The sequence below is a fragment of the Myxococcales bacterium genome (assembly GCA_012517325.1).
In the GTDB taxonomy this organism is placed as follows: domain Bacteria; phylum Lernaellota; class Lernaellaia; order Lernaellales; family Lernaellaceae; genus JAAYVF01.
Genome location: JAAYVF010000084.1, coordinates 1 through 13,871, shown reverse-complemented (window position 1 = coordinate 13,871; position 13,871 = coordinate 1). Strand labels below are relative to the sequence as shown.

Sequence of the window (13,871 nt, the reverse complement as noted above, 5' to 3'; positions counted from 1 at the left end):
GCAAAGATCCTGGTACACCCACATGCATACCGTTTCGTCTTCATTGCATTCAAGTTCAGCCCAATAATCATCATACCATAAATTATCCACCCATTCCATCGCGACCGGGCTCGATTGGGCGTCGTGGGCGAAATTTTTAAAAAGATCTATTAAGCTAGAACCCTCTGCCCCGAGGCCATGAAAGCCAAGAATTTCATGAATTCCATGAAAAACCGGCCGCCAGGTGTTACTCCAGCGGTTATCGTCCCCTGACATGCTGTTGCAATTGGTCAAATGTAAGAACTCAATATCGTCACCTTCATTCTCGCCAAGAACCATCTCAAGGCGCGGATAAATTTTACAAGTATTTTGTCCATCCATTCCATTGAATGAATTTATTACTCGCAAGCAAGATTGTTTTACACCATAGTCATCAGTACATTTGGTTCCATGCCCTGTCACGAACACAAAGTCGTCGATTTCCGCAAAATAATAATCCAATCCATAGCTGACGAGGTCCGGATCCGTCACGATATTATGGTAAAATGAAGGATTATGCAGAGTATAGTTGATATCATGTCCATGTTCCGCCATTTCGTCGTCATATGTATACAGTGTATTGTAAGAGTCAATAGTTAAATAACCCGGACACGTGATGCTGCTGCCGTAATCATCGTTGTAGTACATGGATAATGACCCGGCAAACAATTTGGAACAAAACAGTCCGAAAAAGAAAGTAAGCACTAAAAACGACATTTTACAACTTGATGTTTTCATTGACAATTTCTCCTTAATGCAAACGGCACTTGCTAGTTATAAATTATATTAAACATATTCAAAAAAAATTTCAAGAATATTTGCATATTTAATTGTATCAAAATGTCTCATTATTATTGCCATATCTTCTGTTTTTCCTACCATTTTTATTTTTTTTTCAATTTTACAATTCCGTTCATTTCACATTGGTATCGATAGGTTTGTTGAGGTAAATTATCGTCATGTTCGAAGGTTTCTTTTACCGCCTACGCGATTACGGCCTGCCGGTCAGCCCGACGACGTTTCTGCGCCTGCAAAAGGCGCTGGCGCTGGGGCTGATCGCCGGGCTCGACGATTTCTACGTCGTGGCGCGCGCCCTGATGGTCAAACGCGAACGGCACTTCGACCTCTACGACCAGATTTTCGCCAACTACTTCACCGGCAAGGAAATCGACGAAAACTTCGCCCGACTACTCGATGCCGATCTGCGGCAGATGCTCGAGGAATGGCTGAAGGATCCGCAAAACCTCGCGGGCCTATCGGCCGAGCAGCGCGAAAAAATCAAGCAACTGACGCCCGACGAGTTGATTCAATATTTTCTCGACCGGCTCAAGGAGCAGATCGAGCGCCACGACGGTGGCGACCGCTGGATCGGCACGGGCGGTACGAGCCCGGTCGGCCACGGCGGCTATCATCCGGGCGGGATGCGCGTCGGCGGCGCCGGCAAATCGCACAACGCCGTCAAGGTCGCCCTCGAGCGGCGCTATATCGACTACTCCGACGCGACGCCCCTCACCGCCGAGCAACTCGGCGAGGCGCTGCGGGCGTTGCGACACCTGGCGCCGGTCGGGCCGAAGGATCAGCTCAACGTCGAGAAGACCATCTACGAAACCGTGCGGCAGGGCGGCGAGATCGAGCTGATTTTCGACCGGCGGCTGCGCGACAAGCTCAGCGTGTTGCTGTTCATCGACAACGGCGGTTGGTCGATGACGCCCTACATCGAGCGCACGCGCCTGTTGTTTCTCCACGCGCGCGACTCGTTCAAGAAGCTGCGCACCTTTTTCTTTCACAACTGCATCTACGAAACCATCTGGGAAGACCCGCAGCGCTGGCGCAAGCCGCTGCCGCTCGAAGAGTTGCTGCGCGCCGATCCCGACACCCGCGTCATCATCGTCGGCGACGCCTCGATGGCCCCTTATGAGCTGGTGCACCCGCGCGGCGCGCTCGATTATTCCACGCCCAACCTGCGCGCCGGCATCGACTGCCTGCGCGACCTGCGCGACCGCTTCCCGAAATGCGTCTGGATCAACCCGATCCACGGCGGCCGGTGGCTCGGCGCCGACGGCTCCTACACCATCCAGTTGATCCGCGACGTGATGCCGATGGTCGACCTGACCCTCGGCGGCCTCGAACGCGCCGTGGAGCTGCTGAAGGAAAAGTAGGCCGCGACGCTTTCATCCCGCGCGCAAATCGTGTAAAAGGCACAACCGATGAGCTTGTTAGTCGCCGAAAACCTGGGGCTGCGCTTCGGCCCGCAAGAAATCCTGCACGGAGCGGGATTCATGATCAGTGCGGGCGATCGGGTGGGCGTGGTCGGGCCGAACGGCACCGGCAAATCGACCCTCTTCCGGATCATCGCCGGGCGGCAGCCGCTCGACGAGGGCAAGCTGCACTTCGCGCGCGGCACCGAACTGGGCTACCTGCCGCAGGACATCCTCGAGGTGGGCACGCTGCCGCTGCTCGAATCGGTGTTGGCCGCGGTGCCCGGCAAGTCCGACCTGGAAAGCCGGCTGGCGCTGGCCGAGGGCGAATTGCACGAGTGCGACGACCCGGAGCGGCAACTGGAACTGGCGCAGCGCATCGTCGATCTGCACGCGCACATCGAATTGTTCGAGTCGGAATACAGCCAGCACGAGGCCGAGCGGATTCTGCTGGGCCTCGGGTTCCGCACCGCCGATTTCAACCGCTCGCTCGCCGAATTTTCGGGCGGCTGGAAAATGCGCGCGGCGCTGGCGGGCTTGCTGTTCAAACGCCCCGACATGCTGCTGCTCGACGAGCCGACCAACCACCTGGACATGCCCAGCGTCACCTGGCTCGACGAATTTTTGCGGCAGTTCAAAAACGCCATCCTGTTGATCAGCCACGACCGCGACTTCGTCAACGGACAAGTCAGCCGCATTCTCTCGTTCGAGGTCGAAGGCCTGCGTTCCTATACGGGAAATTACGACACCTACCGCCTGACCCGCGAATCGGAACTCGAGGTGCGGGCGGCGGCGCGGCGCAACCAGGATCACGAAATCCGCCAGGCCGAGGTGTTCATCCGCCGCTTCCGCGCCACGGCCAGCAAGGCGCGCCAGGTGCAAAGCCGCATGAAGGCGATCGAAAAAATCGACCTGGTCGAGGTGGACCACGAGCGCGCGAAAATCAAATTCTCGTTTCCGCCGACCGAGCGCATCGGCAAGCTGGCGATGGAAACCCGGCGCCTCGGGCACCGCTTCGGCGACCTGCAGTTGTACCGGGACCTGAACCTGATGGTGCAGCGCGGCGACCGCGTCGCGATCTTCGGCCGCAACGGCGCCGGCAAAACGACCCTGCTGCGCATCCTCGCCGGCGAGTTGGAGGCGAGCGAGGGCGAGATCGAATACGGCGCGAACGTCGCCATTTCCTATTACGCACAACACCATTCCGAAAAACTCAGCCGCGAGCACACCATCCTCGACGAGGTGTGGTCGACCAACCCGTCGCTGACCCGCACCGCCGTGCGCACCATCTGCGGCGCGTTCCTGTTTTCGGGCGACATGGTGGAAAAGCCGATCGGCGTGCTGTCGGGCGGCGAACTGGCGCGGGTCAGCCTGGCCAAGCTGCTGGTCAAACCCGGCAACGTGCTCCTGATGGACGAACCGACCAACCAACTCGATATCTTTTCCGCCGAGGCGCTGGCCGAAACGCTGCAGACCTACGACGGCACCCTGCTGTTCGTTAGCCACAACCACTCGTTCATCAACCGCCTGGCCAACAAAGTCTGGAACATCGAAAACGGCGAACTCGAGGAATATCCCGGCAACCTCGACGAATATTTCTACCATCTGAAGACCGGGCAGCGCGCTCCGGCCGCCCCTTCATTAAAGAAAGCGACCGCCGCGCCCGATAAAAGCGCCGCGACGGCCAACCCGGATTTGTTCCCCTCGCCCGCGCCGGCGCCGGCACCGGACAAGGAAGACAACAAGACCCGCCAGGAAGAGCGCAAGCGCCTCAACCGCGAACGCGCCCGGTTGGAACGGCAGATTCACGACGCCGAGAAAGAGGCGGCCGAGTTGGAAAAGTCCATCACCGAACTCTCCAACCGGCGAGCCGCCATGGAAAAGGAACTGGCCGATCCGGCCACCTACGACAATCCCGAACGATACAACGCCCTGCTTGACGAATACCGTAAGGCGCAAGAACGAGAAGAGCGGCTGACCACCCGCTGGACCGACCTGCTCGAAAAGGCCGAACGGTACGGCGAGCAACTGAAAAAACTACCGACGACCTGATTTTTTTCGTTTTTTCAAACTGAAAAACACCGCCTGAACGGTAATACATCCCTGACAAGCGTGCCAAATCAATTGCTAACCACTGAATATGTCTAAATTATTCAAAAATATTGCCGATAATTGAAAAAAAATGAAAAAGGCAAAAAATTTTGTTGACAACAGAAATAATAGAAGTATTATAAGCAGCATGATATTTAGAATCATGGTTTTTATTTTACGCTAAACAAAAAAACCAAAAAAACCTGGAGGAAATACTGATGCAGTTTTCGAAAATGATGATCGTGGTTCTGACGATTGCGGTAGTGTCGATCTTTACCGGCCTGGCTTTAGCGGCTGATCCGATCGTGATCGGCGGCCAGGTTTGGAACGACTCGAACGGCGACGGCGAGATCGACTCCTACAGCGACGAAGTCGGCCTCGACGACGTGATGGTCGTCTTCTGGCGCGACTACAACTGCAACGGCGTGGTCGACGGCGCCGACGCGATTTACGACTACGATTTCACCGAAGACGACGACAGCGGCAATCCGGGCTTCTATTCGATTCAAGCTTACGGCGGCTGGTGTTTCCTGCTGGAAATCGACGGCGACACCCTGCCGACCGATTCGTTCCTGACCACCCCGGGAACCGTTTTCGTGCGGACTGCCAACGAAGACGTGCTCGACATCAACTTCGGCGTGATGAATTACGACCTCGGCTACCACCTGATGGGCGGCCGCGTTTGGCAGGATGAGAACGACAACGGCCGGATCGACGGCGACGAAGAAGGCATCGAAGGCGTGCAGATCCTGTTCTACCGCGACTACGCTTGCAACGGCATCGTGGATCCGGGCGACGAACTGTTCGACTACGCCTTCTCGGACATCGACGGCTACTACACGGTCGCGAACGCGAAGTATTGCTACGTGGCCTTCCCCGAAGCGCTGACCGTGCCGGGCAACACCTATTACACCACGGCCGAAGCTTTCGCGGTGGCCATCAACGGCGCCGACCTGCTCAACCTCAACTTCGGTTTGAACTACCAAAAGGAAGAGCCGGGCTTCGTTTGCCCGCAACGCGCCAGCTTCTGGGCCTATCAGTTCAAAGGCAAGCGCCATGCGAATTTCAGCAAGGACGAGATGAGAAAGATCGTCCGCAAGGCCCTGACCCTGACCCGCGTGTTCCGCAACGAAAGCGATCTGAAAGACGCCCTGAAATACCGTTCCAGCCGTCATCACCGCTGCCACATGGAGCTGAAGGTCGACAAGCACTTCGCCGCCCTGGTGTTGAACCTGGCCGCGTTCGAAGTGCGCGATGATCTGGATCATCCGGTGGGCTTCGGCTTCGACACCGCGCTGGATCTGCCGGAATGGACCGATGCGACGACCGTAGGCGAAGCCTTCGAGCAGATCGAAGACGCCATCCTCCACCACGGCGACCTGCACATGGCCAAACGGCTCTCCAAGGCCCTGACCCGCGGCGAAGGCATGGAAGTGACCTGCCACTAATCGTCAAAACCCGAACCGAAAAGGCCCGCCCCGCGCGGGCCTTTTCTTTTAAATCGAGCCGGCCGAGCGGCGGAAAAATCAACGGGCGCTTCACCATTTCCTTGCGAAGTGGTAAGAGAATGCGACCATTGCTCAACCGCATGCACAAGGGACATCTCGTGACCGAGCCACCGCCCGACCGCCGGTTTCGCCGTTTGCAGGCCAGGGTTTTCGGCCTTACCTGGCTGAGCTACGCCTCCTACTATTTCACCCGCAAGAATTTCAGCGTCGTGAAAAGCCGCCTGCACGACGACCTGGGCGTTTCGGTCGGGATGCTCGGCGGCATCGACACGCTCTACCTCGCCCTGTACGCGCTGGGCCAATTCGCCAACGGGGCGCTCGGCGACCGCCTGGGCGCGCGACGGATGATCGGCCTGGGCATGCTGGCCTCGGCCGCCGTCAGCCTGGCGTTCGGCCTGGGATCGAACGCGGTCTTTTTCGCGGTGGCCTTCGGGCTCAACGGGTTGTTCCAGGCGACCGGGTGGCCGGGCAACGTCAAGGCGATGGGCCCCTGGTTTCCCCGCCGGTCGCGCGGCATGGTCATGGGGATCTGGGCCACCAATTTTCAGGTCGGCGGCCTGGCGGCCACGGCGGTCGCGACCTTTCTTCTGGTGCATTACGGCTGGCGCTCCTCTTTTCTCGTGCCGGCGGCCTGGGTGGCGCTGGTCGGTCTGCTGATCTTTTTCTTCCTCGTCGAGAAGCCCGAGGATCGCGGCTGCCGCCTGCCGCCCGAGACGGGCGACGAACCGGCGGCGCCGGCCGGCGACACCCCGCGCGCCCGGTCGCCGTTCGGCGAGATGATCCGCGAGCCGGCGTTGTGGATCCTGGGCGGTTCGTATTTCGGGCTCAAACTGATTCGCTACAGCCTGCTGTTCTGGCTGCCCTTCTTTTTGAAGACCGCGCTGGGTTACAGCGAAGGCACGGCCGGCTACCTGTCCACGGCCTTCGAGGCGGGCGGCATCGTCGGGGTGATCGTCGTCGGAATGCTGGCCGATCGCTTCGCCGCGAAAAACCCGATCCGCCTGGCCGCGCCGATCGTTTTTTCCCTGGCCGGCGGCTTTCTGTTGTTGCGGCTGGCCGGGCCGTTCGGCATCTGGGCGGTCGGCGCCAGCCTCGGGTTGATCGGCTTTCTGTTGTTCGGTCCCGACACCTTGATCTCAGGCGCGGTCGCCCAGAACGTCGGCCGGAACCGCGCGACCGGCTCGGCGGCCGGGTTGATCAACGGGCTGGGCAGCCTCGGGGCGGTGTCGCAAGGCCTGCTGACGGCCACCGTTTCGCAGACCTGGGGCTGGAACGCGCTGTTCCTCTTTTTCGTCGGCTTCGCCGTGCTGTCGGCGCTGGCGCTGCTGCCGCTCGCCCGGCGTTCGCGGTTTTAAGACCATGCCGACCGCCACGCCGCCGCGCGCCCTGGAATTTCGCCGCGACTACTATCGCGATCCGACCGCGCGGGAAAAGCTCAACGCCTTCGCCGGCGAAATCTTTCCGGGCTTGAATTTTTCACCCTGGAACGACCTCGGCTTCGAGTTTCCGGAGTACGTGCCCTTTTCGTTTTTCGACCGCGGGCGGCTCGTCGCCAACGTTTCGGCGTCGGCGATGAATCTTTTCGCGGCGGGCCGGGAAGTCGCCGCCGTGCAGATCGGCACGGTCGCCACGCGGCCCGCGTACCGCCGCCAAGGGCTGATCCGCCGTTTGATGGCAAAGGCCCACGTCCATTGGGCGGGCCGACGCGATTTCTTTTTTCTTTTCGCCAACGAAACCACCGCCGACTTCTATCAGCGGTTCGGTTACCGGCGAGTGCAAGAACACGCCTACCGCGCCACGGCGCCCACTTTTCGTCCGCCGCACACACCGGCGCGCCGATTGGACTTGTCCCGTCGCGCGGATCGGGAGTTGCTTCATCGGCTGGCCGAACGGCGCATCGCGGTATCCGCACGGCTCGGCGTGCACCACCAGAGCTGGCTACTGATGTTTCACGCGGCCTGCGTTTATCCAAGCCGTTTGTTTTATCTGGAGGAGTTCGACCTCGCGGCGATCGCGGCCGTCGACGGCGACATGTTGCGGCTCATCGACCTGGTCGGCGAGCGGATTCCGACCCTGGAGGAAATCTATCCCAGCCTCGGCGCGCCGGCGGTGAAAACCATCGAGTTCGGATTCATGCCCGACCGTTTGCGGGTCGACCCGTTGAACGTCGTTCCGGCGCCGGACTCATTGGTTTTTGTCCGCGGCGATTTCCCGCTCGAAGGCGAACCTTTTCAATTTCCCCTGACCAGCCAGGCGTAGAGCGCTACTCGTCGAGATAGCGGTTGGTGATCGGCCAGCGGCGGTCCTTGCCGAAGTTGCGGTAGGTCAACTTGACGCCGGGGGCGGCCTGCCGGCGCTTGTATTCGGCGCGTTGCACCAGGCGCATCACCCGGCGGACCATCGTTTTGTCGTAGCCCATGGCCACGACCTCGGCGACGGACCGTTCCTGCACGACCAGCAGATCGAGGATCGGGTCGAGCACGTCGTAGGGCGGCAGCGAGTCGGTGTCCTTCTGGTTCGGTTTCAATTCGGCCGTGGGCTCCTTGGTCAGGATGCGCGCGGGGATGAGTTCGCGCCCGGCGGCGTCGTTGAGGTATTGCGCGATGCGGTACACCCAGACCTTCGGGCAATCCTTGAGCAACGCGAAACCGCCGGCCATGTCGCCGTACAGCGTCGAGTAGCCGACCGCCGATTCGGATTTGTTGGCGGTGGACAGCACGAGATAGCCGAACTTGTTGGAAATCGCCATCAGCAGGTTGCCGCGGATGCGCGCCTGGATGTTCTCTTCGGTGATGTCCGGGCTGCGGCCGGCGAACACGGGCGCCAGCATTTCGTTGTAGACCTTCATGCCGGGCTCGATGGGCAGAGTCAGCAACTGGATGCCGAGGTTGCGAGCTTGCGCCTCGGCGTCCTCGCGGCTGTCGTCGCTGGAATAGCGGCTGGGCATGAAGGCCGCCAACACGTTGGCCGGGCCCAGCGCTTCCACGGCGAGCGCCGCCACCAGCGCCGAGTCGATGCCGCCGGAGAGGCCGAGAATCACCTTCTCGAAACCGTTCTTGCGCACGTAGTCGCCCAGACCCAGCACCAGCGCCCGGGTCACTTCCTCCGCGGGCGAAGGCAGCGGGTGGCAGGCCGTTTCGATCGGCGGCAATTCGCCGACGTCCAGATCGATCGACACCGCCGGCACCGCGCGTTGCTCGACGCGAGCAAGGTGCCGTTCGAGGCGGGACCGCGGATCGCGCAGCCGGTCGATCAGCACCGCCTCGAGGTCCAGATCGCAAACCAGCAGGTCCTCGGCGAACGAACGGCTGCGCGCGAGGATCGTTCCGTCCTGGTCAATGACCACGCTACTGCCGTCGAATACCAGCTCATCCTGGCCGCCCACCGTGTTGCAGAACGCCAGGTAGACGCCCATGTCCGACGCCCGGGTCGCCAACATGTTTTCACGCTGGGCGATTTTCCCCATGTGGTAAGGGCTGGCGCTGATGTTGAGGATGACCTCCGCGCCGCCGGCGACCACTTCTTCCTCGCCGGGACCGTCGGGCACCCAGATGTCCTCGCAGATCGTCACGCCGACCGCGTGGCCGTTGATCTGCACGACCAGCGGCGCGGCGCCGGTCTGGAAATAGCGGTATTCGTCGAAGACGCCGTAATTGGGCAGGCGAATCTTGTGGTAGACCCCGGCGACCCGGCCGTCGGCGCAAACCGCCGCCGCGTTGTAGGCGTCGTCGAGCACGTCGATGAAGCCGGCCACGACCACGATCCCCTCGGCCGCGGCCGCCAGGCGCTCCACCGCTTCCTTGTTCTTGCGCAGAAAATGCGGCCGCAACACCAGATCCTCGGGCGGATAACCGGTGATCGCCAATTCGGGAAACGCCACCAGATGGGCGCCGACCGCCTTGGCCTCGTCGATGACCGCCATCAAGCGCGCCACGTTGCGATCGATGTCGCCCACGACACTGTTGGTCTGGCCCAATGCAATGCGAAGTTTCATAGCTCACCCACGCGTGAGGGATGTATTCTTCTTATTCTAACACCTTCGAGAGCATGAATTACTCGGAAGATCGACTGAAAACAAGTCCGGAACGCTTTCTGCTTCGATTTTTTCCGTTCGCCGTTTTTCGCCAATATTTTCCAAGCGCCCGAAGCCTTTATTCGGTGCCTGATGAATAAACCGGACAAATGCTCCAAATTGTTCGATAATTGAGTGTTATAATTTGATATTATCGGTCATACTAATTATAATAATGACCATTTCGAATTATGAGCCGTCATTCGAATGATTTTTCAATCAATCTTGCGGAAGGCGTCATTTTATGTTGATTTTGTCACATTTTAATGCAATCATTTTTTCGATTGAGCGGTATTTAAACGGCCCAAAAAGTGAGTGATTGTTAATTATTCAAGAAAAATTTTGTATCTTACGCAACACAATAGAAAAATAGTTGGGGGGTAAACTAATGAAAAACCTGGTGATCGCCAAATACCTGAATGGCACGATGGTCAAGGGCTATACTCTGGATATCGGCAACAAAGACACCTTTCATCTGGTCACCCTGCAAAACACCCAAATCACCGTGAAAATAGACGCACTCAAGGCGGCGTTTCTCGTGAAAACGATGGCTGGAGGCACGAATTCTCCGTCGAAATCTCTCGATTTACGGACCGGCACTCAATTGCATGTCGAGTTTCTGGACAGTGAGGAAATAGACGGCGTTTCCTTTGATTACCATATCAAAAAGCCGCACTTCTTCATCTTCCCCCTCGACGAATCCGACAACAACGAACGAATTCTGATCAATCGTGCCGCCTGCCGGTCCGTTTCCAAGGTCCCGAACGAAGTGGACGCCAGGCAACAAAAACAACGGCTGCAACGACAACTGGAAATGGAAATCTACCGCTGCCTTTACAGCCTGGCGGAAGAATTCAACGACCCCCTGACGCCGATCGACGAGTCCCTGATCGTCACCCGCTGTCTCTTCACCCGGAAAAAGATGATGCCCATTTTAACCAAGTATGAGGAAAATTTCGGCCACGATACCTGGGTGGAATTCGCCTGGAAGAAAATTCATGAAATCCGGTATGACCTGGGCGATCAAGTCGTGGAGCCGCTGACCAAAATCGTCAATCGGCTATCGGCTTGACGAGGACGCGACCTCAGGAAACCGGAAACGTCAGACCGCGAACAACCCATCAACCGGACTGGCCGGGGACGCTGTCCCAGGTCGGCTCTCTTCCCATCCAGACGGCGATCACCCGTTTTTCCTTGGAGCGATCGACGCCTTGATCCTCGAGGATCTGTTCGAACTCCATGGTCGGCATGCCGTCGCCGCCGCCCCATGACAACGGCTTCAAGGTGACGTAAACGCCGCCGCCCGGAATGCCCCAAGCCGTGTAATTGCTGGGATAATTGTCCCAATCGTAAAGCCCGCCGTAGGGGCTTCGCTTCCAGGCGCGCAGATACGGGCCTTTCCAGCCCTTGAGATCGACCTGGTCCCAGGTCGTGCTGTACTGCCCGGCGACTTTCCAGCCGTATTTGTTGACCAAGCCGGGATCGACGCCGCGCCAGACATCGGGCGGAAAGCAGCCCACATCCGCCTCGAAACGGATCGCGGCCTGCTTGATCAAACGGATGTCGCTGTAGAAGACCGCCAACATTGCGCGATAGCGCAGGTACTTGGTGGTCATGGTGGCGATGGCCATCAACACGGAAACGATGGCCAAGACCACCAGCAATTCGACGAAAGTAAAGCCACGTGCGTTGCGGCGATGAAAACGGTTCATATTACCCCCCTCAACCTCAACCAAACACCCTTGATCGTTAATATCGGTACATTTCAAGGAGTTCATGATATCGAAATGCCATTATTTCCACAATTAGAAAAATTTTATTGATTTACCGTTTTTATTAAATCGTTTATGCTGGCCGGCATGTCACGTATCGTCTACGGCAAACGCCCCCTGGAAGAGTTGTTGGCGAACCGCGCCGACAGCGTCCAGCGGATTTATCTCGAAGCGACCAAAAGGTCCGCGCTGGGCGACTTTGCCCGCCAGGCGCAGGCGCTGGATTTGCCGGTTCATTGGGTCGACCAACCGGAGCTGGAAAAGCTCTGCGGGACGCCGAAGCATCAGGGTCTGGCGGCCGAGGTCCGCGATTTTGCCTATACCTCGGTGAAGGACTTTCTGCAACGCAAATTCGACCACCCGCGCGTCGTCGTGGTGCTCGACGGCGTGACCGATCCGCAGAATTTCGGCTCGTGTCTGCGCGCCGCCGGCGCCTTCGGCGCCGACCTGGCGGTGACCACCAAAAACCGCGGCTGCCCGGTGACGCCCGTCGTCGTACGGGTCAGCGCCGGCGCGACCGAGACGGTGGCCATCGCCCGCGAAACGAATCTCGTCCAAGCTTTGGAACGATTGAAAGAGGCCGGTTTCTGGGTTTACGGTCTCGACGGCGAGGGGGACCGCTCCTTGTCCGCAATCGACCTGTCCGGCGACGTGGTTTTAATCCTGGGCAGCGAAGGCGAAGGCATGCACCGGCTGGTGCGGGAGCATTGCGACGCCGTCGCCCGTATCCCGGCCGACGGCCCGATCGAAAGCCTGAACGTCGCCCAGGCCTGCACCATCGGCTTGTACGAAATCTTCCGGCAGCGCCTCCGGGGGAAATAATTCCAATCTTTACCGCTTCGTGGCCCGAGTCGGCGGCCGTCTCGCCGGGCGCGGCTCGGCCGCATTCGACGCACCGTATTGTTGGTCGGGAATTGGCCGGCGGGCTAAACGCGGTTAAAAAAACTCGGGCCGCTCTTGCGAGCGGCCCGATCAATGTGAGATCCGGCGACGACCTACTCTCCCACTGAGTCACCCCAGCAGTACCATCGGCGCTGGAGGGCTTAACTTCCGTGTTCGGAATGGGAACGGGTGTGGCCCCTCCGCCATAGTCACCGGAAAATCGAGTTTCAAAGAAATCGTCGGCGATTTCGAAAATCAAACAGTCTTCACGGATACAATAGGTGGCGAAAGAAAATTCGAGGGTCAAGCCTCACGGGCGATTAGTACCGGTTAGCTGAGTACATTACTGTACTTATACATCCGGCCTATCAACCAGGTTGTCTACCTGGGCCCTTTAGTGACCGAAGTCACGGGATGACTAGTCTTGGAGGAGGCTTCCCGCTTAGATGCTTTCAGCGGTTATCCCGTCCGGACATAGCTACCCAGCAATGCTCTTGGCAGAACAACTGGAACACTAGAGGTCCGTTCACCCTGGTCCTCTCGTACTAAGGGCAACTCTCCTCAATCATCCTACGCCCGCGCCAGATAGGGACCGAACTGTCTCACGACGTTCTAAACCCAGCTCACGTACCACTTTAATCGGCGAACAGCCGAACCCTTGGGACCCTATTCAGCCCCAGGATGTGATGAGCCGACATCGAGGTGCCAAACCTCCCCGTCGATATGAACTCTTGGGAGAGATAAGCCTGTTATCCCCGGCGTACCTTTTATCCGTTGAGCGATGGCCCTTCCACACAGAACCACCGGATCACTAAGGCCTGCTTTCGCACCTGCTCGACTTGTAAGTCTCGCAGTCAAGCTCTCTTATGCCTTTACACTCTACGGTTGGTTTCCAATCAACCTGAGAGAACCTTTGCGCGCCTCCGTTATTGTTTTGGAGGCGACCGCCCCAGTCAAACTACCCACCAGACAGTGTCCCCGACCCGGATAACGGGTCCAGGTTAGATTTCCAAAAGAATCAGGGTGGTATTTCAAGGATGACTCCACGAGACTAGCGTCCCGGTTTCTCCGTCTCCCACCTATCCTACACAGACACTTTCAGAAATCACTGCCAAGCTATAGTAAAGGTGCACAGGGTCTTTCCGTCTTGGCGCGGGTCGAGGGTATCTTCACCCTCACTGCAGTTTCGCCGAGTCCCTCGTTGAGACAGCGCGGAAGTCGTTACGCCATTCGTGCAGGTCGGAACTTACCCGACAAGGAATTTCGCTACCTTAGGACCGTTATAGTTACGGCCGCCGTTTACTGGGGCTTGAGTTCAAAGCTTCGCCTT

The 13,871-nt window shown here is 58.5% G+C and carries 10 protein-coding genes and 2 rRNA genes; 7 read left to right on the top strand and 5 right to left on the bottom strand.

The window, feature by feature from the left end:
- A partial coding sequence (locus GX444_14565; GenBank protein ID NLH49801.1) for a hypothetical protein occupies nucleotides 1-756 on the bottom strand: 756 nt, incomplete at its 3' end.
- Between the two features lie 221 nt (nucleotides 757-977).
- Between GX444_14565 and GX444_14560 the strand changes: the two genes are divergently transcribed.
- The 5 genes from GX444_14560 to GX444_14540 all read left to right on the top strand — a co-directional run bounded on the left by GX444_14560 (nucleotide 978) and on the right by GX444_14540 (nucleotide 8,074).
- Nucleotides 978-2,177 (top strand): hypothetical protein, encoded by a 1,200-nt coding sequence (locus GX444_14560; protein NLH49800.1) that lies wholly within the window; start codon nucleotides 978-980, stop codon nucleotides 2,175-2,177.
- 48 nt (nucleotides 2,178-2,225) lie between these two features.
- Nucleotides 2,226-4,268 (top strand): ABC-F family ATP-binding cassette domain-containing protein, encoded by a 2,043-nt coding sequence (locus tag GX444_14555; protein ID NLH49799.1) that lies wholly within the window; start codon nucleotides 2,226-2,228, stop codon nucleotides 4,266-4,268.
- A gap of 257 nt (nucleotides 4,269-4,525) precedes the next feature.
- Complete coding sequence (locus GX444_14550; GenBank protein NLH49798.1) at nucleotides 4,526-5,755, top strand: hypothetical protein; 1,230 nt, start codon at nucleotides 4,526-4,528, stop codon at nucleotides 5,753-5,755.
- Nucleotides 5,756-5,874: 119 nt separating this feature from the next.
- Nucleotides 5,875-7,170: an MFS transporter gene (locus GX444_14545; GenBank protein ID NLH49797.1), complete on the top strand. Its 1,296-nt coding sequence runs from the start codon at nucleotides 5,875-5,877 to the stop codon at nucleotides 7,168-7,170.
- A 4-nt stretch (nucleotides 7,171-7,174) separates the two neighbouring features.
- Entirely contained in the window at nucleotides 7,175-8,074 is a 900-nt protein-coding gene (locus GX444_14540) for a GNAT family N-acetyltransferase (GenBank protein ID NLH49796.1), read from the top strand.
- Nucleotides 8,075-8,078: 4 nt separating this feature from the next.
- Here the strand turns inward: GX444_14540 and GX444_14535 are convergent, their stop codons facing one another.
- On the bottom strand, nucleotides 8,079-9,809 hold the full coding sequence (locus tag GX444_14535) for an NAD+ synthase (GenBank protein ID NLH49795.1): 1,731 nt from the start codon (nucleotides 9,807-9,809) through the stop codon (nucleotides 8,079-8,081).
- A gap of 466 nt (nucleotides 9,810-10,275) precedes the next feature.
- Between GX444_14535 and GX444_14530 the strand changes: the two genes are divergently transcribed.
- The gene (locus GX444_14530) at nucleotides 10,276-10,959 is read left to right on the top strand and encodes a hypothetical protein (protein ID NLH49794.1); all 684 of its coding nucleotides are present in this window, start codon (nucleotides 10,276-10,278) and stop codon (nucleotides 10,957-10,959) included.
- Between the two features lie 49 nt (nucleotides 10,960-11,008).
- Here the strand turns inward: GX444_14530 and GX444_14525 are convergent, their stop codons facing one another.
- Nucleotides 11,009-11,599 carry a type II secretion system protein gene (locus tag GX444_14525; GenBank protein ID NLH49793.1) on the bottom strand — a complete coding sequence of 197 codons (591 nt, stop codon included), beginning with the start codon at nucleotides 11,597-11,599 and terminating at the stop codon, nucleotides 11,009-11,011.
- Nucleotides 11,600-11,746: 147 nt separating this feature from the next.
- On the opposite strand from GX444_14525, the gene rlmB reads away from it, so the two are divergent.
- Nucleotides 11,747-12,481: a 23S rRNA (guanosine(2251)-2'-O)-methyltransferase RlmB gene (gene rlmB / locus GX444_14520; protein ID NLH49792.1), complete on the top strand. Its 735-nt coding sequence runs from the start codon at nucleotides 11,747-11,749 to the stop codon at nucleotides 12,479-12,481.
- A 160-nt stretch (nucleotides 12,482-12,641) separates the two neighbouring features.
- Here the strand turns inward: rlmB and rrf are convergent.
- Both rrf and GX444_14510 read right to left on the bottom strand, forming a co-directional pair.
- Nucleotides 12,642-12,758 (bottom strand): 5S ribosomal RNA (gene rrf / locus GX444_14515).
- Between the two features lie 82 nt (nucleotides 12,759-12,840).
- Nucleotides 12,841-13,871, bottom strand: a 23S ribosomal RNA gene (locus GX444_14510); the annotation flags it as partial.

What these genes read in the sequence shown, in the direction of transcription:
- GX444_14560 (NLH49800.1), top strand. Translation starts at nt 978, where the DNA reads ATGTTCGAAGGTTTCTTTTACCGCCTACGCGATTACGGCCTGCCGGTC.
- GX444_14555 (NLH49799.1), top strand. Translation starts at nt 2,226, where the DNA reads ATGAGCTTGTTAGTCGCCGAAAACCTGGGGCTGCGCTTCGGCCCGCAA.
- GX444_14550 (NLH49798.1), top strand. Translation starts at nt 4,526, where the DNA reads ATGCAGTTTTCGAAAATGATGATCGTGGTTCTGACGATTGCGGTAGTG.
- GX444_14545 (NLH49797.1), top strand. Translation starts at nt 5,875, where the DNA reads ATGCGACCATTGCTCAACCGCATGCACAAGGGACATCTCGTGACCGAG.
- GX444_14540 (NLH49796.1), top strand. Translation starts at nt 7,175, where the DNA reads ATGCCGACCGCCACGCCGCCGCGCGCCCTGGAATTTCGCCGCGACTAC.
- GX444_14535 (NLH49795.1), bottom strand. Translation starts at nt 9,809, where the DNA reads ATGAAACTTCGCATTGCATTGGGCCAGACCAACAGTGTCGTGGGCGAC.
- GX444_14530 (NLH49794.1), top strand. Translation starts at nt 10,276, where the DNA reads ATGAAAAACCTGGTGATCGCCAAATACCTGAATGGCACGATGGTCAAG.
- GX444_14525 (NLH49793.1), bottom strand. Translation starts at nt 11,599, where the DNA reads ATGAACCGTTTTCATCGCCGCAACGCACGTGGCTTTACTTTCGTCGAA.
- rlmB (NLH49792.1), top strand. Translation starts at nt 11,747, where the DNA reads ATGTCACGTATCGTCTACGGCAAACGCCCCCTGGAAGAGTTGTTGGCG.